Source organism: Longimicrobium sp. (assembly GCA_036387335.1).
Lineage (GTDB): Bacteria > Gemmatimonadota > Gemmatimonadetes > Longimicrobiales > Longimicrobiaceae > Longimicrobium.
The window spans coordinates 1-19100 of record DASVTZ010000224.1; the positions used below are offsets into that span (position 1 = coordinate 1).

Annotated in this window: 18 protein-coding genes; 1 reads left to right on the forward strand and 17 read right to left on the reverse strand. The window is 70.2% G+C overall.

The features are described from left to right. The 8 genes from VF647_23055 to VF647_23090 form a co-directional block, all read right to left on the reverse strand. The coding region (locus VF647_23055) for an ATP-binding cassette domain-containing protein (protein ID HEX8454975.1) at positions 1-541 on the reverse strand (541 nt) is incomplete at its 3' end. Beyond that, entirely contained in the window at positions 538-1455 is a 918-nt protein-coding gene (locus VF647_23060; protein ID HEX8454976.1) for a metal ABC transporter substrate-binding protein, read from the reverse strand. The genes VF647_23060 and VF647_23055, both read right to left, overlap by 4 nt. Positions 1456-1506: 51 nt before the next feature. Continuing rightward, complete coding sequence (locus VF647_23065) at positions 1507-2745, reverse strand: hypothetical protein (protein HEX8454977.1); 1239 nt, start codon at positions 2743-2745, stop codon at positions 1507-1509. A 129-nt stretch (positions 2746-2874) separates the two neighbouring features. Continuing rightward, complete coding sequence (locus VF647_23070) at positions 2875-3231, reverse strand: hypothetical protein (GenBank protein HEX8454978.1); 357 nt, start codon at positions 3229-3231, stop codon at positions 2875-2877. Between the two features lie 45 nt (positions 3232-3276). Continuing rightward, positions 3277-4122 (reverse strand): deoxyribonuclease IV, encoded by an 846-nt coding sequence (locus VF647_23075; protein ID HEX8454979.1) that lies wholly within the window; start codon positions 4120-4122, stop codon positions 3277-3279. Between the two features lie 585 nt (positions 4123-4707). Then, positions 4708-6840: an ATP-dependent DNA helicase RecG gene (recG, locus tag VF647_23080; protein ID HEX8454980.1), complete on the reverse strand. Its 2133-nt coding sequence runs from the start codon at positions 6838-6840 to the stop codon at positions 4708-4710. A 392-nt stretch (positions 6841-7232) separates the two neighbouring features. Next, positions 7233-8162, reverse strand: coding sequence for a signal recognition particle-docking protein FtsY (gene ftsY, locus VF647_23085; GenBank protein ID HEX8454981.1), 930 nt, complete (start codon positions 8160-8162; stop codon positions 7233-7235). A 129-nt stretch (positions 8163-8291) separates the two neighbouring features. Beyond that, complete coding sequence (locus tag VF647_23090) at positions 8292-8921, reverse strand: superoxide dismutase (GenBank protein HEX8454982.1); 630 nt, start codon at positions 8919-8921, stop codon at positions 8292-8294. A 210-nt stretch (positions 8922-9131) separates the two neighbouring features. Here VF647_23090 and VF647_23095 point away from each other — a divergent pair, with 210 nt between their 5' ends. Further along, a complete protein-coding gene (locus VF647_23095) occupies positions 9132-10451 on the forward strand; it encodes an erythromycin esterase family protein (GenBank protein HEX8454983.1) in 1320 nt (439 codons plus the stop codon). 389 nt (positions 10452-10840) lie between these two features. On the opposite strand, the gene VF647_23100 is transcribed toward VF647_23095, so the two are convergent. The 9 genes from VF647_23100 to recN form a co-directional block, all read right to left on the reverse strand. Continuing rightward, positions 10841-11164, reverse strand: a complete 324-nt coding sequence (locus tag VF647_23100; GenBank protein ID HEX8454984.1) for a CcmD family protein — start codon at positions 11162-11164, stop codon at positions 10841-10843. Beyond that, entirely contained in the window at positions 11164-11871 is a 708-nt protein-coding gene (gene ccsA / locus VF647_23105) for a cytochrome c biogenesis protein CcsA (GenBank protein ID HEX8454985.1), read from the reverse strand. The genes VF647_23100 and ccsA overlap by 1 nt, the downstream gene beginning before the upstream one ends. Then, on the reverse strand, positions 11871-12545 hold the full coding sequence (locus VF647_23110; GenBank protein ID HEX8454986.1) for a heme exporter protein CcmB: 675 nt from the start codon (positions 12543-12545) through the stop codon (positions 11871-11873). Before VF647_23110 ends, ccsA begins: the two co-directional genes overlap by 1 nt. Further along, complete coding sequence (ccmA, locus tag VF647_23115) at positions 12542-13267, reverse strand: heme ABC exporter ATP-binding protein CcmA (protein ID HEX8454987.1); 726 nt, start codon at positions 13265-13267, stop codon at positions 12542-12544. The genes VF647_23110 and ccmA overlap by 4 nt, the downstream gene beginning before the upstream one ends. Further along, complete coding sequence (locus VF647_23120; GenBank protein HEX8454988.1) at positions 13264-13650, reverse strand: zinc ribbon domain-containing protein; 387 nt, start codon at positions 13648-13650, stop codon at positions 13264-13266. Before VF647_23120 ends, ccmA begins: the two co-directional genes overlap by 4 nt. Beyond that, positions 13647-14129: a cytochrome c-type biogenesis protein gene (locus VF647_23125; protein ID HEX8454989.1), complete on the reverse strand. Its 483-nt coding sequence runs from the start codon at positions 14127-14129 to the stop codon at positions 13647-13649. The genes VF647_23120 and VF647_23125 overlap by 4 nt, the downstream gene beginning before the upstream one ends. Further along, on the reverse strand, positions 14129-16177 hold the full coding sequence (locus tag VF647_23130; GenBank protein HEX8454990.1) for a heme lyase CcmF/NrfE family subunit: 2049 nt from the start codon (positions 16175-16177) through the stop codon (positions 14129-14131). Before VF647_23130 ends, VF647_23125 begins: the two co-directional genes overlap by 1 nt. After that, positions 16174-16599, reverse strand: a complete 426-nt coding sequence (locus VF647_23135; protein ID HEX8454991.1) for a cytochrome c maturation protein CcmE — start codon at positions 16597-16599, stop codon at positions 16174-16176. Before VF647_23135 ends, VF647_23130 begins: the two co-directional genes overlap by 4 nt. A 380-nt stretch (positions 16600-16979) precedes the next feature. Continuing rightward, entirely contained in the window at positions 16980-18653 is a 1674-nt protein-coding gene (gene recN, locus VF647_23140) for a DNA repair protein RecN (protein HEX8454992.1), read from the reverse strand. Positions 18654-19100: the final 447 nt, after the last annotated feature.

Genomic DNA, 19100 nt, shown 5'->3' on the forward strand with positions numbered 1-19100 from the left:
CGCGCTCGTGGAGCTCGCGCACCAGCCCCAGGATCTGCGTGGTGGAGACCAGGTCCATCCCGTTGGTGGGCTCGTCCAGCACCAGCACGGTGGGCTCGCCCACGAGCGCGCGGGCGATGAGGGCGCGCTGCTTCTGCCCGCCGGAAAGGTCGGCCAGGAGCCGGTCCGCCAGGTCCAGGATCCCCACGTGCTCCAGCGACGCGAGCGCGAGTTCGCGGTCGCGCGCGGTGGGCCGCCGCCCCAGCCCGATCCGGTCGAAGCGGCCCATCAGCACCACGTCCACCACCCGCAGCGGGAAGTTGTAGTCCACCTGGTCGCGCTGCGGCACGTAGCCGAAGCGCAGCCGGGGCGCGCGCGAAACCGTGCCGCTCTGGGGCTTCAGCGAGCCCAGGATGGCGCGCAGCACGGTGGTCTTCCCCGCCCCGTTGGGCCCTACCAGCCCCAGGAAGTCGCCCTCCGGCACGGTGAAGTCCAGGCCGGAGAGGACCGTGCGGCGCCCGTACCCGAGCGCCACGCGGTCAAAGGTCACCAGGTCGGTCATCGCAGGGCTTCGGCGAGCTGGCGCATGTCGTACTGCATCAGCGAGATGTAGTCGTTCACGCCACGCACGCCCCCCACCGACGGCGGAAGGATCAGCACCTTCACCCCGGTGCGCTGCGCCACGAAGTCGGCCGTCCTGCGGTCGTAAAAGGGCTCCATCACGATCGCCTTGGCGCCCGTGCGGCGGATGGTGGCGATCAGCCCGGCCAGGTGCGACGGCGAGGGCGGAACCCCCGGCTTGGGCTCCATGAAGCCCACGATGTTCATCCCGTTGTAGCCGGCGAAGTAGCGCCAGCTCGTGTGCCACGCCACCACGGGCTTGCCGCGGATCTGCGCGAGCTGCGGAGCCCATCCGCGCTCGGCGGCGTTGAGGCGCGCCTCGAAGGCCGCGGTGTTGCGGGCGTACACGGCCGAGCTGCCGGGATCCAGGCGCGTGAAGCGGTCGCGGAAGAGCCGCGCGATGCGCCGCCCGTTCTCGGGGTCCAGCCAGTAGTGCGGGTTGCCCGCGGCGTGCACGTCGCCCTGGCTGCGGTCCACGCCGGCGCGCGCGCGGTCCAGCACCGGGATGGCGGACGAGACGTCCAGGTAGCCGGTGCCGCCCTGGCGGATGCGCGGGTTGCGGGCCCCGTCCACCAGCAGGGGCATCCATCCCACCTCCAGATCCAGCCCCACGAACGCGAACACGTCCGCGTCGCGAAGCTGCAGGATGAAGGAGGGCTTCGCTTCCACGAAATGCGGGTCCTGGTACCCCTCGCTGATGTGTACCACGTTGGTGCGTGCCCCGCCCACCGCCTCGGCGATGTCCGCGAGGTCGGTGGTGCTGGTGACCACCTTGAGGGGTCTCTGCGCGGCGGCGGTGCCTGCCGCGAGCGCCAGGGCGAACAGTGCCGCGGCGGTCGTCTTCAACATGTGCATCGAGGTGTCTCCTCGCTCGGGTTTTCGTAAGTGCCTGGAATTCGCGGACGCTCAGAACGGATGCGGCTTGTGCGGCCCCAGGGCGAAGGTCGCCTGCAGCAGCACGCGGTTCACCCCGTCGCCGCTCCCCGGCTGCAGCCGCTCGAACGCGGCGCCGAGCTTGGAGAACTCGCTGGGGAAGAACTCCAGGTACGCGGAGCCCGCGCGCAGCTCGTCGCCGTCCGCCTGCGGGTCCTGCACCCAGTCGCCGCGCACCCCCGCGAAGAGGCGCTGGCCGAGCTGGTAGCGCGCGAACGCGTACGCGCCGGTGAAGTCGCGGTCCGGCCCCAGGTACACGTCCTCGAAGAGGTCGTCCGCCCGGCCGTTGAGCTGGCGCATCACCTCGGCCTGCACGATCAGCGAGCGATAGAGGCCCTGCTGAAGCGGCCTCCAGCGGTACGTGAGGTCCGCGCCCAGCGTGGTCTGCCGCACGCCCACGGCGTTGAAGGGAGCGTCGGCGGGCACGTCGATCTCCTGCGCCCGCTTCCCCGTAAGCGCGCTGAAGCCGAGCTCCACGTTGCGGCTCTGCGACAGGTCCACGTAGTTGCGCAGGCGTGCCGAGTACCCCAGCCCGCCCAGCTTCCTGTTGAGCGGCTCCCGGGTACCGAGCCCTTCCACCGGCTCGCCCAGCCCGTCCACCACCGTCACCTGGAGCTCCTGGAAGAAGCCGAACGGCGCGAAAAGGCGACTGGCCGCGATGCCGGTTCCCTTCAGCCCTTCCGCGCCGAAGAAGCGCTGGATGACGTACGGGTACTCGGTGGTGTGCAGGTCGTGCCGGTGGGTGGTGTTCTGCTTGCCGAAAGGCATCAGGATGCGCCCCAGCCGCACCTCCACGGCGTATGGAAGGGAGGTGGTGGTGAGGTACGCCTGCTCGATGGCGATCCCCTCCTCGTCGGAGACGCCCAGGAACACGTCGCCGCGGAAGTACGGGTCCACGGCGGACTGGAGGGCGACCTCCACCTCGCGGATCCCGAAGCGGCTGCCGTCTTCCTGGGTGCTCCCCTCGGGCGAGAGATCGGCCACCATGTCGCCCACTACGCTGATGTCGGGAAGGAGGCGTGCGACCGGGCCGCCCCCCACCACCGGCGTGGTATCCCGCGCGGCGCCTTCCAGCTCGCGAAGCGCCGCGATGGAGTCCGCGCGGGCAATGGAGTCCGCGCGCGCAGAATCCGGGCGCGCGGGAGTCACCTGCGCGGACGCCGCCGAAGCGGCCCCCAGCAGGAGCGAAAAGATGCAGAGGATTCTGCGCATGTTCTTGCGGTTGCGGGAGATGCGGGCAGGATACCCGCGTATGTTGCCACCAGCCGCCGCGGCGCCTGCCCCCAGGGGGCGGACCGCGACGGAGCTTTCGAATGGTGCGACCAGGCGCCGTGGCGCGGGTCAGACGAAAGTGGCTGGGGGTGCCCGCGCCCGCGCGCGGGAGAGAGGAGACGCCGGGAGGGCCGGCGCCGGAAGGGAGACCAGCGGGGCGCGCTCGAGCACGCTCACCCCGGAGTCGTGTGCCGCGGCCGGAAGGCCGTGGGACCGCGCTACCTGGCAGAGGACGCAACTGTACTCGTCGTGCGCCACGCCCGGCGCATCGTCGCGCCGCGCCTCGATGGTGGAAGCGGCTGCCGTCGCCCCTCCGGCCCATGCATGCAGCACCGGCCCCGCCGCCACACCTGTAAGGTGGAGCAGCGCGGCCAGGAGCAGCGCGGCACGGCGCGCGGCGGAAACGGGTCTGCGGGCAGCGGTCATCAGTGGCGCCGTACCCCTCGCGAGGCGAGGGGGTTCCGTATCCGGTTACGCGAGAAAGCCACGCAGCCGCGCGAGGTTGGCGCGGTCGGTGGCCGCGTGGTCGTCACCTTTTGGCGTCTCCAGTACTTTGGGCAGCGACGCCAGCCGCTCGTCGGTCATGATGCGCCGGAACGGCTCGTCGCCCAGCGACCCTTCGCCGATCGCTTCGTGGCGGTCCTTTTTGCTTCCGAACGGGCACTTCGAGTCGTTCAGGTGCAGGAGGCGCAGGCGGTCCAGCCCCACCGTGTCCGCCAGCCGCGCGATGACGCCGTCGTAGTCCTCGCGCAGGTCGTAACCGGCGGAATACACGTGGCAGGTGTCCAGGCACACGCCCACGCGGTGGCGTTGAAGGGGAGAGATGCGGTCGATGATCTCCGCCAGCTCTTCAAAAGTCGAGCCCAGCACTCGCCCGGCGCCGGCCGTCGTCTCCAGCAGCACCATCGTGGATCCGGGCACCTCCTCCAGCGCCTGCTCGATGAGCGCGGCGTTCTGCGCCAGCCCGCGCGCCATGTCGCTGTCGGTGGCGTTGCCGGGATGGGTGACGAGCGCGTCGAGCCCCAGCCGCTCCGCCCGCCGCAGCTCGCCCCTGAATGCCTCCAGCGACCTGTCACGCAGCACCGGATCGGCGGTGGCGAGGTTGATGAGGTACGAGTCGTGTGCGTTCGTGAACCCGATCGCCAGCGCCGCGATCGCCTCGCGGAACGTAGCCGCGTCCACCTCGGTGACCTCCACCTCGGCCCAGCGGTTGGGCTGCTTGGTGAAGATCTGGATGGCGGTTGCGCCGATCTCCTCGGCCCGCCCCGGTGCGTTGCAGCACCCGCCGGCGGTGGACACGTGTGCTCCCAGCAGCATCGATCTGTTCGTTTGAGGAGGCGCGAAAGTATACGGAGTTTACGGACGACAGTGCCAAGTGCCAAGTGCCAAGTGCCAAGTGCCAAGTGCCAAGTGCCAAGTGCCAAGTGCCAAGTGCCAAGTGCCAAGTGCCAAGTGCCAAGGCGCGACATCCCCCCTCTTTGTCATCCTGAGGGAGCCGCCTCCCCGACCTCCGCCGTGCACTGCACACTCCGGCGGCGACCGAAGGATCTAGCCGGCGACGCACGAGCACCGCGGGGTTCACCACGAGCCCCTCGCAACGCGCAGTAGATCCTTCACTCCGCGCCATAGTTCGCGGCACGGGCCAGGACGGAGCCGCGCGTCGTTCAGGATGACAACATGGTGGGCCCGACACCCCGTAGCCCGCTTCAGCGGGCTTCGCGTGGTTCCAGCCGGGGGATTCATCCCCCGGTGTCCGTGCACCGGTGTCCGTGCGCCGGTGTTCGCGCGCCGGTATTCGTGCGCCGGTGTTCGCGCGCCGGTGTTCATGCGCCGGTGTTCGGCGCTGGGTCCCATTCCCCATTCCCCATTCCCCATTCCCCATTCCCCATTCCCCATTCCCCATCACCCAACACCGAACAGCTTCGCCCGCTCTCCGTAGCGTGCGTGCAGCGCCTTCTTGAGCGCCGGGTGGCGATCCAGGTTCGGGTCTTCGTCCAAGATGCGGCGGGCTTCGCCGCGTGCTTTGGAGAGCAGTGCGGCATCCTTTTCCAGGTCGGCGAAGCGGAAGGCGGGGAGGCCGGACTGGCGCGCGCCAAAGAGGTCGCCGTAGCCGCGCAGGCGCATGTCGGCCTCGGCGATGGCGAAGCCGTCCTCGGTGGAGGCGAAGATGCGCAGCCGCTCCAGGTGCTCGGCACCGGCCGACAACAGGATACAGAAGCTCTCCTCCGACCCGCGCCCCACGCGTCCGCGAAGCTGGTGAAGTTGCGAGAGGCCGAAGCGCTCGGCGTGCTCCACCACCATCACCGTCGCGTTCGCCACGTCGATCCCCACCTCGATCACCGTGGTGGAGACGAGGACGTCGACTTCGCCCGCCCCGAACGCGCGCATCACGCGATCCTTTTCCTCGCCCGGCATCTGCCCGTGGATCAGCGCAAGGCGGAAGTCGGGAAAGAGGACGCGCAACGATTCGAATTCCTCCGTGGCCGACTTGAGGTCCAGCTTCTCGGACTCGTCCACGAGCGGGTAGACGAAGTACGCCTGCCGTCCCTGCTCCACCTGCTCGCGCACGAAGGCCAGCACCTTGGGCCGCGCCGACTCGTTGCGCAACGCGGTGCGGACGGGGCGGCGGTTGGGAGGGCGCTCGTCGAGCACGGAGATGTCGAGGTCGCCGTACAGCGTCAGCGCCAGCGAGCGCGGGATGGGCGTGGCAGACATCACCAGCGTGTCCGCGTGCGTGCCCATCTCGGTGAGCGCGAGGCGCTGCTTGACGCCGAAGCGGTGCTGCTCATCGACCACCACCAGCCCCAGCTTGTGGAACTCCACCGCTTCCTGGATCAGCGCGTGGGTCCCCACCACCAGGTCCGCGTCGCCCACGGCGATGCGGTAGGCGGCCTCCTTCCACTGCTTCGCGCTGAGGCGGCCGGTGAGGAGCGTGACGCCGGCGGGGACGTCGCCCAGGAGCTTGACGAGGGTGCGCGCGTGCTGCTCGGCCAGGATCTCGGTGGGCGCCATCAGCGCGGCCTGGTAGCCGTTCTCCGCCGCGCGCAGCATGGCGAAGAGCGCCACCACCGTCTTCCCCGCGCCCACGTCGCCCTGCAGCAGGCGGTTCATGCGGCGCGGCGCGGCCATGTCGTCGCCGATCTCCTTCAGCACACGCTTCTGCGCGTCGGTCAGCGCAAAGGGGAGCGACTTGTGGAAGGGGCGCACCAGGTGATCCTTGCGCTCGAAGGCGATCCCCTGGCGCTCCACGGTGGCCTCGCGGCGCACGCGGGCGTGCAGGATCTGGAGGAAGAAGAGCTCCTCGAACGCGAGCCGCCTCCGCCCCTCCTCCGCCTCGGCGAGCGTGGTGGGGCGATGCATCTGGTCGAGCGCCTTCCACAGCGGCAGGACGCCCGCGTCTTTGCGCAGCTCGTCGTCGAGCGGGTCGTCGCTCTTCGCGGACTCCAGCAGGCCGTCCAGGTTGTCCGCGATCAGGTTGCGGACCTGGCGGTGCGTCAGCCCCTCCGTCGCCGGGTAGACGGGGAAGATGGCGCCCGTCTCCTCCGACGACTCCTCGCCCTCCGCGGCGATGACGGTGAACTCGCGCGGCTGGAACTGGCGCCCGTGGTAGAAGCGCACGGTGCCGGAGAGGAGCAGGAGGTCGCCCTTTTTGAGGACGCGGTCGAGGAAGGGTTGGCCCGGCCACGAGCACTCGATCAGCCCGCTCCCGTCGCGCACCACCGCCTGGAAGATGCGCAGCCCCCTGCGCGTCGGCAGCACGCCCTTGGACACCACGCGTCCGATGATCGTCGCCTCCATCCCCGGATCGAGCGCGTTGATTTTGGTGATGGTGCTGGCGTCTTCGTAGCGGTGCGGGACGTGGAAAAGGAGGTCGCGCGCGTTGAGGAGCCCCATCTTCTTGAGGAGGTCCGCGCGCTTGGGCCCCACACCCTTGAGGAACTGGATGGGGCGATCCAGCTCCGAGTACGCGGGAAGGTCCGCGCCCTCGGGCGTGGTGGGGAGGATGATGGGTTTGGGCGGTTTTCCGCGAACCACGGGAGAAGGAGTGCGTTAGTGCGTTAGTGCGTTAGTGCGTTAGTGCGTTAGTGCGTTAGTGCGTTGTGACGCGAATATCCGTCCACCTTTATGTCATCCTGAGTGAGCCGCCTGCACAGACGCCGGCGTGCCACCGAAGAATGCTGCGGCGAGCGAAGGATCTAGCCGGCGAGGCAGGAGACCCGTCGCGCTTCACGGTCCTCTCGATACGCGCAGTAGATCCTTCGCTACGCGCCAGAGAGTGGTGCCGGGGCGAGGCCGGAGAGGCGCGTCGCTCAGGATGACAGGAAAAGGGGGTGCCACGCACCCACGCGCATCCCGCCCGGCCTGCCCTCTCACCGTGCCCCATACCCAAGCGCACTAACGCACTAACGCACTCACGCACCTTCGTCCTACATCGTCAGCACTTCCTCCGCGAATGCCTCGATCTCGAACGGGACGAGATCCTCCAGCGCCTCGCCGACGCCGATGAACTTCACGGGGAGGTCGAATTCTTCCTTGATCGCGACGACGATGCCGCCCTTGGCGGTGCCGTCCATCTTGGTGAGGACGATGCCGGTGAGGGGGAGGGTCTGGCCAAAGGTGCGGATCTGCGCGAGGGCGTTCTGGCCGACGGTGGAGTCGAGCACCATCAGCGTCTCGTGCGGCGCGCCGGGGAGCTTCTTGCCGATGACGCGGTGCACCTTTTCGAGCTCCTTCATCAGGTCGGTCTGCGTGTGCAGGCGGCCGGCCGTGTCCACGATCACCACGTCGGTCTCGTTGGCGATGGCGCGCTCCATGGCGTCGAAGGCGACGGCGGCGGGGTCGCGGCCCGCCTCCGAGCCCACGAAGTCGCACCCCACGCGGTCCGCCCAGCGCTTGAGCTGCTCCACGGCGCCGGCCCGGAAGGTGTCGCCCGCCGCGATCAGCACTTTGCGCCCCTGCTTCGTGAGGCGATGGGCCAGCTTGGCGATGGTCGTCGTCTTTCCCACGCCGTTTACGCCCGCGATCAGGAAGACGGTCGGGCCCTCGTCGTAGTTGAAGCGCAGCGCCGTGTCCGACCGCCCGGCGGAGAGAATGGCGACGATCTCCTCGCGCACGCCGCGCTGGAAGTCGTTCTGCGTCCGCGCGATCCCGCGCTCCGCCAGCGTCTCCACCACGCGCACCAGGCGCAGCGTGGAGGGCACGCCGAAGTCCGCGGCGATCAGCGTCTCCTCCAGCCCTTCCAGCGACCCCTCGTCCATCCCCTTCACCAGCACCGTCACGTCCGTCAGCGCGACGTCGACGATGCGGTCCCAGAGCGACTTCTTTCCCTCTTCTTTCTTGCGGAACAGACGAGCCATCTATCAGCAGCCTTTCATATCGTTGATCTCGTGACCGGCCCGCAATCTACAACACCGCGCCGTTCCCTGCACCGGGAAACGAAAGCACCCCCGCCGAACCCGCGGCGGGGGTGCCCGTCATCCGAAGCGTCAGCCCTGGCCGCCGGAGCCGGCCTGCTGGAAGCGGCGGGTGACCTCTTCCCAGTTGATCGTGTTGAACCAGGCCTCCAGGTAGTCCGGGCGGCGGTTCTGGTACTTGAGGTAGTAGGCGTGCTCCCACACGTCCACCCCCAGGATCGGCGTGTAGCCCAGCATTAGCGGCGAGTCCTGGTTGAGCGTGTCGATCACCTGGAGCTTGCCCTGGTCGTCCACCACCAGCCACGACCATCCGCTCCCGAAGCGGCCCTTCCCCGCGTCGATCATGCGGGTCTTGAGCTGGTCGTAGCCGCCGAACGCCTGCGTCAGCGCGTCGGCGAGGGGGCCGGTGGGCTGGCCGCCGCCGTTGGGGCCCATCACCTGCCAGAAGAGCGAGTGGTTGGCGTGGCCGCCGCCGTTGTTGCGCACCGCGTTGCGGATGTCCTGCGGCACGTCGTCGATGCGGCGCAGCAGCGCCTCGATGTCGTCGCCCGCCTGGAAGTCCGGGTGCTTCTCCAGCGCGGCGTTGAGGTTGGTGACGTAGGTGGCGTGGTGCTTGTCGTGGTGGATCTGCATCGTCTGCGCGTCGATGTGCGGCTCCAGCGCGTCGAACGCGTACGGCAGGTCGGGAAGGGTGAACGGCATCGTGTGCCTCCGTCGTGTGTTGGTCGGACCATCGCCCGCGCGGGTGTGACGCGGCGAGTCGCGCACGGCGCACGCAAGCGCCGCACCGGGACGCCCAATGTACGGCGCGCCAGATGTTCCGCCACGGACCGCCGTGTAGCCGCCGCGGCACCCGCCCTGCCGAATGCGGAAACAAATGTTCGCGAGAAAGCAGACCGCAGGAGAATCGTCATGAAGTACAGGTTCCTCATCCCCGCCCTGCTCGCCCTGGCCGCATGCGACGAGCCCACCGGCTCCATCCAGCCCGATGCCGCCGTCGAGTCGGTCCGCGAGGCCGCCCTCCCGCTGCGGGGCACCCCCACTGACTACGACCCGCTCCTCGCCGCGATCGGCGACGCACGCTTCGTCCTGCTGGGCGAGGCGACTCACGGCACGCACGAGTTCTACGCGGAGCGCGCGCGGATCTCGCGGCGGCTGATCGACGAGCGCGGCTTCGCGGCGATCGTGGTGGAGGGCGAGTGGCCGGCGTCGCGCCGCGTGGACCAGTACGTCCACGGCCAGGGAAGCGACGCCACGCCCGAGGCCGCGCTCTCCGGCTTCACGGAGTTCCCGCACTGGATGTGGCGCAACACGGTCGTGCGCGACCTCGTCCGCGACCTGCGTGCGCTCAACGCCGGGCGCCCCGCCACGGCGCGCGTGGGGTTCTACGGGATGGACCTGTACAGCCTCTACCCGTCCGTGGACGACGTGGTGGCGTACCTGTCGCGCGTGGACGCCGACGCGGCCCAGCGGGCTCGCGCGCGCTACGCCTGCTTCGCCGCGCACGACCGCAGCCCGGAGCGGTACGCGAGCGCGGCCGCAACCAATCCGGCGGCCTCGTGCGCCACCTTCGCCTTCCAGCAGCTCGCGGAGATGCAGCAGCGCGCCGCCTCCGCTCCCGCGGACCCCGAGCTCTTCGACGCGCTGCAGAGCGCCCGCGTGGTGCGGTATGCCGAAGAGTTCTACCGGCTCAACAGCTTCGGAGGCCACCAGGCGTGGAACGTACGCGACCGGCACATGTCCGAGACGCTCGCGGCGCTCTCCGCGCACCTGGCGGCGCGCGGGCCGAGCGGCAGGATCGCCGTCTGGGCGCACAACTCCCACGTGGGCGATGTGCGCGCCACGGAGATGGCTGCGCAGGGCCAGCTCACGGTCGGGCATCTCATGCGCGAGCGCGGCGGGGCCTTCCTCCTGGGCTTCACCACCTACGAGGGCGAGGTGACCGCCGCCACCTCGTGGGGCGGCCCGGGGCAGAAGACCGCCCTCCGCCCCGCCCTCCCGGAGAGCTTCGCGCACCTGTTCCACCAGACGGGGATCTCGAGCTTCCTTCTGATCCTGCGCGGCTCCCCCGCCGCCCCCGCGCTACGCGAGCAGCGCCTGGAGCGCGCCGTCGGCGTGATCTACGCGCCGCGCACGGAGCGCCAGAGCCACTACTTCACCGCGCGCCTCGCCGACCAGTTCGACGCCGTCCTCCACGTGGACCGCACCACGGCGGTGGAGCAGTTGAGGTGAGGGGGCAGGGCCCTCACCCCCGCTCGTTCCTCGCTGCCCCCTCTCCCGATAACAGGAGAGGGCTGCGCCCTCGCCGTTATCGAGAGAGGGGGCGTAAAACCCCGCAAAGGCTCGTAGGGGCGCGCTTCATCGCGCCCGTGCCATGCGCCGCACCGAGTTGATCCCGTAGGGGCAGACCTGCGTGTCTGCCCTCCTCCGCCCCGCTCCGCTCCCCGCAAAGTACACCCAATCCCGTAGGGGCAGCCCCGCGTGGCTGCCCGTGCTCGCCCGCACGCCGCACCCTGGCTCCACGGGCCCAACCCCTCCTCCTGCACACACGCAAAAGGGAGAGACACCTGGTCTCTCCCCCGAGCCCCCGAGGGCGGACTTTGTGCTGTTGTTGCGCGAGCTTACTTGCCTACATCTGTCTCACCCATCGCATCCACCTTCTGCTCCAGGCTGCGGAACCGGCGGGCGAGGGAGATCGCGTAGCCGAGGATCATCAGCCAGGCAAAGGTGAAGGCGGCGAAGACGTGCCAGTAGGCGCGCAGGGTGCGCGGCGGGGCGGACTGCTCCGGCAGCGTCTGCGCGGTCGTGCGGAGCGCCTGCGTCGCGTTCGGCGTGGCGGCGGGGGCCGGAGCGGACGCGGCGGGGGCGGGCTCCTGCGCGCGCAGCGGGGCGCTCGCGAAGGCGAGCGACAGGGCCAGGAACGGGGCCAGGAAAGCGCGGCGCATCAAGCCAGCGCTCCGCCGCGGCGCCAATCGACGCGGTTCTGCAGGCGTTCCAGGCCGTAGCGCACCATCAGCAGGCCGAAGAAGAGGAGTGTGAAGGCGAGGAACGACACCAGGAGCGTCTGCACGATCTCGGGGGCGGCGCGCGGGCCCTCGGGGCGCAGGATCACGGCCTCGGGATGCTGCGAGCGGAACCAGGTGACGCTCAGGTGGATCAGCGGGATGTCCACCGCGCCCACGATCCCCAGGATGGCGGCGAAGCGCTTGCCGCGCTCCGGCGAGTCGGCGGCGCCGCGCAGGATGAAGTAGCCCACGTAGATGAACCAGAGCAGGAGCGTGAGCGTCAGGCGCGGCTCCCACACCCACCACGCGCCCCAGGCGATCCTCCCCCACAGCGGCCCCGTCACCAGCACGATGGTGGTGAAGAGGAGCCCGAGCTCCGCGGCCGACACCGAGATGGCGTCCAGCCGCTCGTCGCGCAGCCAGAGATAGCCGAGCGAGCAGAGGGCCACGATCCCGAACGCCAGGAACGCCACCCAGGCCGAGGGAACGTGCACGTAGAAGATGCGCTGTACGATGCCCATCGTCGACTCGGTGGGGACGTAAAAGAACACCATGTACAGCGAGGCGGTCAGCGCGAGCGCGGCGAGCGCGTTCAGGATGATCGCCCAGCGGCGGGTGCCCGCGAGCGAGTTGTCATCGGTCGTCATCACTCCTCCAGCACGGCGCCGAAAAGGGCCGTGCACACGAACAGGAAAACGAGATCGAACGCCGCCAGCATGCGCAGCTGCGACGAGATCTCGGCGACGGCCCGCCCCGCCAGCAGCCGCTGCGTGGCGGACGCGGCAAAGATCACCACCGGGATCAGGAGCGGCAGCATCAGGATGGGAAGGAGCGTCTCCCCCAGCCGCGTGTGCGCCGCGATGGCACCGAAGAGCGTGCCCAGGGCGATGAAGCCCAGCGTGGCGAGCACCACCACCGCCACCAGCGCCGGGAGCGACCGGCCGTACGGCAGCCCGAAGAAGAGCCCGTACACGGGAAAGATCACCACCTCCACCACCAGCACCACCGCCAGGTTTGCGAGCCACTTCCCCAGGAACAGCGCCCCCCGGTCCACCGGCGACACCAGCACGCCGGTGAGCGCATCGGCCTCGCGCTCCAGGGCGAAGGCGCGCCCCATCCCCAGCGTCCCCGCGAACAGCACCGTCACCCAGATCATGGCGCCGGCGATCTCGCGCGCCCGCACGGACGGGTCGAGGGCGAAGGAGAAGACCACCGCCACCAGCACGGCAAAGGTCCCCATGGAGAGGACGCGCTCGCGGGAGCGCAGCTCCAGGAGCAGGTCCTTGCGCGCCACGGCCCACATCTGGGCGAAGAAGCTCATACCGCGGCGGCGACGCGCTCGGTGTAGAGCTGCTCCCAGCGCACGGCGTCGATGGCGGAGCGGGGCTCGTCGGAGACCCACTCGCCGCCCACCTGCACGGCCACCCGGTCCGCCTGCTCCAGCCCCTGCGACAGGTTGTGCGTCACCAGCACCACCGTCCGCCGGCCGTCGCGCAGGCGCTCGAGGACGCCGCGCAGGGTGGCGGCGGCGTGGGGATCGAGGCCGGTGTACGGCTCGTCCAGGAACACCGCCTGGGGATCGTGTAGGAGGGTGCGGGCCAGCGCCACCCGCTGCTGCATCCCGCGGCTGAAGGTGCGCACGCGGTCGCCACGCCGCTCCCACAGCCCCACCGACTCCAGCGCCTCGGCCACGCGGGCGGCGCGGTCCGGGAGCCGGTAGAGCCGCGCGTAGAAGTCCAGGTTCTCCCCCGCCGTCAGCCCCGGGTACAGAAAGGTCTGGTGCGAGAGGAGGCCGATCTTGCGCCGCCACTCGCCCTCGCCGCCCCTGGTCTCCTCCCCGCCGATCCGCACCGTGCCGCGCGTGGGTGCGACGGCGCCGCAGAGGATGCGCAGGAGCGTGGTCTTCCCCGCCCCGTTGGGTCCGAAGACGGTGAGGAACTCGCCCGGCGCGAGGACGAAGGAAATGCCGCGCACCGCGGGGAGCGGGCCGTACCACTTCTCCACCGCGACCGCCTCGACCGCGGGGACCGCGCCGGCCGTCAACGCAGCCGCTTGCCGCACCCGGCGCAGAAGCGGCTTCCCGCGGGGTTGGCGAAGCCGCAGGCGTGCGCCGCCTGCACGGGCGCCGCGCGGCGCCCGCCGCTGACGGCGCGCTCCGCGAACTCGGCTGCGCGGATCGCCTCCAGCGCCTCGTACGACATGCGGTCGCGCTGGGCGCGGTAGTCCGCCTCGTCCAGCTTGCCGCCGAGGAAGTCGTACTCCAGCTCCCGGAGCGAGGCGAGCGTGGCGCGGCGGCGGGCGTCGGCATCGAGCAGGGAGCCCGGCGCGGCATCCACCAGCACCGCCGTGCGCCGCCCCGCGATGGGGCGGATCACCCACGCCGCGGCGGCGAGCGCCAGGACCAGCGCGAACACCAGCACCGTCATACGCCCGCCTCCCCGCGCTCGAAGGCACGCAGCGCCGCATCCAGCCGCGCGCGGTCCTCGTCCGTCATCCCGCCGGCCGGCACGGGCGTGGCGACCGTGCGGCCCCGCATGCGGCGGATGGCGATGAAGACCGCGAATCCGCCCAACAGCAGCACCAGCGGCGGCGCGATCCACGCCCACAGCCCGAAGCCGTCGCGGCGCGGCAGCGTCCTCATCCGCTCGCCGTAGCGCGCGACGACGCCCTCCACGATCTGGTCCGACGTCTGGCCCTGCAGCGCGGCCGTGCGGATGGTGTCGCGCAGGGCGATCGCCTCCACGGACGGGCACATGTCCAGCGTGTGCGACGGAGTGACGGGGGAGCGCAGGCTGATCAGCGCCTCGTGCACCTCCGCCTCCACCTTGGGCGGCAGGTGCGGCTGCACCTGTGCCTGCGCGGGCGCGGCGAGCGCGAGCAGGAGCGCGGCCAGGAGGATGCGCATCACGCCTCCACCAGCTCGGGCTCGCGCACGGCCACGGGCGCGCGCAGGCGCGGTACGGGGCGCGTGGCCTCGGCGGAGGGCCACATCGCCACCAGCGTGCCGATGGCCATGATGAGGCCGCCCAGCCAGATCCACGGCACCAGCGGGTTCACCAGCACGCGAAAGGTGACCACGGGGCGCGGGTTCTTGCCCTGCGCCACGGCCTCCATGTTGTCGATGCCGGCCAGGATCAGGTACAGGTCCTCGTTCCACGCGCGCCGGATCCCCACCTCGCTCACGATCTCCTCGCGGCGGCTGTAGGCGCGCTTCTCGGCCGTCAGCATCCCCGCGAACCGGCCGTTTCGCGCGACCTCGACGGAGGTGACCAGCTTGCTCATGTTCTGCGCCGGGTACGACGACATCGCCTGGTACGTCAGCGTGTACTCGTGCCCGAACGGCGAGCGGATCTTCACCGACTCGCCGGGCGAGAGGGCGGCCTGCTCCTCTACGTTGAAGGCGGCGCCCGCGAAGCCGGCGAACATCACCACCAGCCCGGCGTGCACCACGTAGCCCCCGTAGCGCCTGCGGTTGCGCGCCACCAGGTGCATCATGGCCGCCAGGTAGCGCTCCCGCTCGATGTGCGCCCGCGCGCGCGTCCCCTTGTGGAACTCGACCACGATGGTCGTCATCACGAACGCGCCGAGCGCGAAGGTGAGCAGCGCGTACGTGTGCCTCACCCCCACCATCCACAGCACCGCCGCGGTCGCGAGCGCGACGGAGACCGGCACCAGGAAGTTGCGGCGCAGGTTGCGCGGCGACGCCTTGCGCCAGGCGATCACCGGACCGATCCCCAGCAGCGCCAGCAGCAGCAGCCCGATGGGGATGTTGACGCGGTTGAACCACGCCGGCCCCACCGTGATCTTGCGCCCCGCGAAGCCCTCGGAGATCAGCGGGAACATCGTCCCCCAGAGCACCGCGAACATCCCCGTTACGAAGAGGAGGTTGTTCCCCAGGAACGCCGCCTCTCGCGAGACGAACGACTCCATGCGATGGTCGGGCTCAAAACTGTCGCGCCGCCACCACACCAGCCCCGCCGTCACCAGGACCAGCGCGCTCAGGAAGCCGAGGAATATGTACGCGATCGTCAGGTTCTCGGCGAAGGAGTGCACCGACTCGATGAGCCCCGAGCGCGTCAGGAAAGTCGCGAAGATGCTGAGGAGGAAGGTGCCCATCACCAGCAGCACGTTCCACAGCTTGAGCATCCCGCGCTTCTCCTGGATCATCACGGAGTGCAGGTACGCCGTGCCGGTGAGCCAGGGGAGGAGCGACGCGTTCTCCACCGGGTCCCAGAACCAGTAGCCGCCCCAGCCGAGCTCCTCGTACGCCCACATCATCCCGAAGATGATTCCCACCGTCAGAAAGAACCACGCGAGGAGCGTCCAGCGGCGCGTGGTCGCGATCCAGCGCGTGTCCAGCCGCCCCGAAAGGAGCGCGGCCACGCAGAAGGCGAACGGGATGGTGAAGCAGGTGAAGCCGAGGTAGAGCGTCGGCGGGTGGATCGTCATCCAGTAGTTCTGGAGCTGCGGATTGAGCCCGCGGCCGTCGGCCGGGGTGAAGTCCAGCAGCTTGAACGGGTTGGACGCGAAGACGATCACCACCAGGAAGAACGCGAGCACCGCGAGGTTCGTCCCCGTGACGTAGGGCATGAACTCGCGGTTGCGCCGCCGGTTCTGCACGACGACGACGGACGAGAAGAGGGCCAGCAGCGTGGCCCAGAAGACGAGGGAGCCGGTCTGCCCGGCCCACAGCCCCGTGATCTTGTAGAAGAGGGAGAGCTCGCGGTTGGAGTACCCCGCGACGTACTGGTAGACGTACTCGTTGCGCAGGAACGACGCGATGATGGCCCCGCACGCCACAAGCAGGAGCCCGAAGACGGCGTAGACCGAGCGCTCGGCGCTGAGCACCAGGTCTCCGCGCCCGCGCCGCCCGCCCACAAAGCCGAGCGTGGCGCCCCACCCAGCCAGGAGGAGCGCCACCCAGAGGGCGACTTCGCCGATCGAGGTGATCACGACGTCTTCAGATCCGCTTCGACGGCTTCGTAGCGCGAGCCGCACTTGGTGAGCACGGTGGACGCCTCGAACGTGCCCGCGCGCGTGAACTTCCCTTCCACCACCACGTCGCGCCCTTCCTTGAAGGTGTCCGGGAGCGGCCCGTTGTACTTCACGGGGAAGCGCGTCCGCCCGTCGGCGATGTCCATCACGGTAAAGGAGAGGTCCAGCGTGCGCTGGTCGTAGCGCACGGTGCCGGGCACCACGCGCCCGCCCACCTTGTACCCCAGCGCGTGGAGCGACGGGTCCTTGCCGACCGCCGACACGAGCTCGGTGGGGGTGTAGTAGTACATCGCGGAGTCCTTCATCCCCGTGACCATCAGGTACCCCACGACGCCCACCAGCGCCACGGCTGCCGCGGCGAACTTGCGCTGCTTCTTCACCGGGAGATCCTCCGCGGAAGGGTGCGAGTCAACCCGCCGAATATAGCGCGCAATCTTCTGCGGTGAAAGGCGTTTGGTGCCACAGCCGTGTGGGGGAATGCCTGACAGGCCCCCTCCCCCCGGCCCCCTCCCCCGCCTGCGGGGGCGCAGGGCGGGTGAGGGGGAGAACACCGGTTGCGAGACCGTGCCTCGTAGGGGCGCGATTCATCGCGCCCGTGCCCGCCGCTGCTCCGCCCCCCGGCTGCGCACACCGATACCCGTAGGGGCAGACCTGCGTGTCTGCCCACCCTCGCCGCTACGCCAGCCCCGGCAACAGCGCACCCATACCCGTAGGGGCCGCCCCACGTGGCTGCCCGTGCCCGCCCGCGCCCAGACCTCCGCTATCCGACCCCCACCCCGCGCTCCAACAGCTCCCGCGCGTGCTCCAGCGACTTCTCGCTCTCGGGATCGCCGCCGAGCATCCGGGCGATCTCGGACACGCGGCCGGCGGATTCCAGGGCGGTGATCTCGGTGGTGGTGCGCCCGTCGCGCTCAAGCTTGGAGACGAGGAGGTGCAGGTGCGCGCGCGAGGCGATCTGCGGGAGGTGGGTGATGGCGAACACCTGATGGCTCCCCGCCACCTCCCGCATCTTGTCCCCCACCTGCAGCCCCACCCGCCCGCCGATCCCCGCGTCCACCTCGTCGAAGATCAGCGTGGGGACGGAGTCCAGCCGCGCCAGGATCGTCTTGAGCGCCAGCATGATGCGCGACATCTCGCCGCCGGATGCGACGAAGGAGAGCGGCCTGGGATCGAAGCCCTTGTTGAGCGACACGCGGAACTCGACGTCCTCCGCCCCGTGCGCGCCCGGCACCGCGAGCGGCACCCGCACCGCCGCGAAGACGCCGCCCGCCATCCCCAGCTCCGGGAGCACGGAGGTGACCTCGCGCGACAGCTTCTTGACCGCCTTTTCACGGCGCGCGGTCAGGTCGGCCGCGGCGGCATCTCGTGCCTCGCGGGCGGCGAGCAGGCGCTTGTTGAGCGCGGCGGCCTCGAAGCCGGCGCCATCCACCAGGTCCAGCTCGGCGCGCGCCTGGCGGCCGATCTCCACGATCTCCTCCAGCGTGCCGCCGTACTTGGAGCGGAGGCGGAAGAGCAGGTCCTGCCGGCGCCGGATCTCGTCCAGGCGCGCGGGATCGTGCTCGATGTTGGCGGCGTAGCGCTCCATGCGGTCGCCCAGCTCCTGGAGCGCGTAGTATGCGCTGTCGTACAGCTCCTGGAGCTCCGCCTGGGACGGATCGATGCGGACGAGCGAGTCCAGCGCGCGGCGGATGCTCCCCAGCCCCCCGACCAGCGCCTCGTCCGCGCCGATCAGCGCCTCGTACAGCCCGCCCGAGAGCGCGGTCAGCTCCTCGGAGTGGGTGAGGCGGCGCGCCTCGTCCTCCAGCTCCTCTTCCTCACTCGGGCGAAGGGCGGCCTTTTCGATCTCGTCTGCCTGGAAGCGCAGGTAGTCGGCGCGCTGCATGGCCTCGCGGCGGCGGGTCTCCAGCGAATCCAGCTCGCGCTCCAGCCCCAGGACGGCAGCGTGGGCGGCGCGCATCTTCTCCACCGCATCCGCGTTGCCGGCGTAGGCATCCAGGATGGCGCGCTGCTCGTCGCGGCGAAGGAGCGTCTGGTGCTCGTGCTGGCCGTGGAGGTCCACCAGGAGCCGCCCCAGCTCGCCCAGCACGGAGACGGTGGTCGGCGAGCCGTTGACCCAGGCGCGGCTGCGTCCCTCGGCCACCACCTCGCGCTTGAGGACGAGCGTCCCCTCCTCCGCCTCGAAGCCGCGCTCGTCGAGCATGCGCTCCACGTCCTCGCGCCCGGCCACGTCGAACACGCCCTCCACGGACGCGCGCTCCTCGCCGTGCCGCACGACGTCCGCGGAGGCGCGCTCGCCCAGGAGCAGGCCCAGCGCGCCCACGATGATCGACTTGCCCGCGCCCGTCTCGCCGGTGAGCACGTTGAGGCCCGGCCCCAGCCGTACGCTGAGCCGGTCGATCAGGGCAAAGTTGCGGATTCGCAGCTCGGAAAGCATGCGCGAAGATACCCCGAAAGGTGGACACGGTTCGCGACCGCTACGAATACGCCAGGAGCATCCCCTTCCAGGAGCGATTGAATCCGCCGCTGGAACCTACAATGCCCGGCTCCGCGGACTGCCCCCCATGTCATCCTGAGGAAGCCGCCGGCACGAATCCCAGCGCCGCACGCCATATTCTCTGCGGCGACCGAAGGATCTAGCCGGCGCGGCAAGAGGACGGCGTGTAAACCGCGAGCCCCTCGTCACGTGCAGTAGATCCTTCACTCCGCGCTTGAGGACGGTGACGCGGCAAGGACTGAGCAGCGCGTCGCTCAGGATGACAAAAAAATGGCGAGACGGCTTCAGCCGCCTTCCCGTGGTTCCAGCCGGGGGCTTCATCCCCCGGCGATGCCGGCGGCCATGAAATGCCTGCCGATGCTCCGAGATCCGTGTGCAAACCTGCGA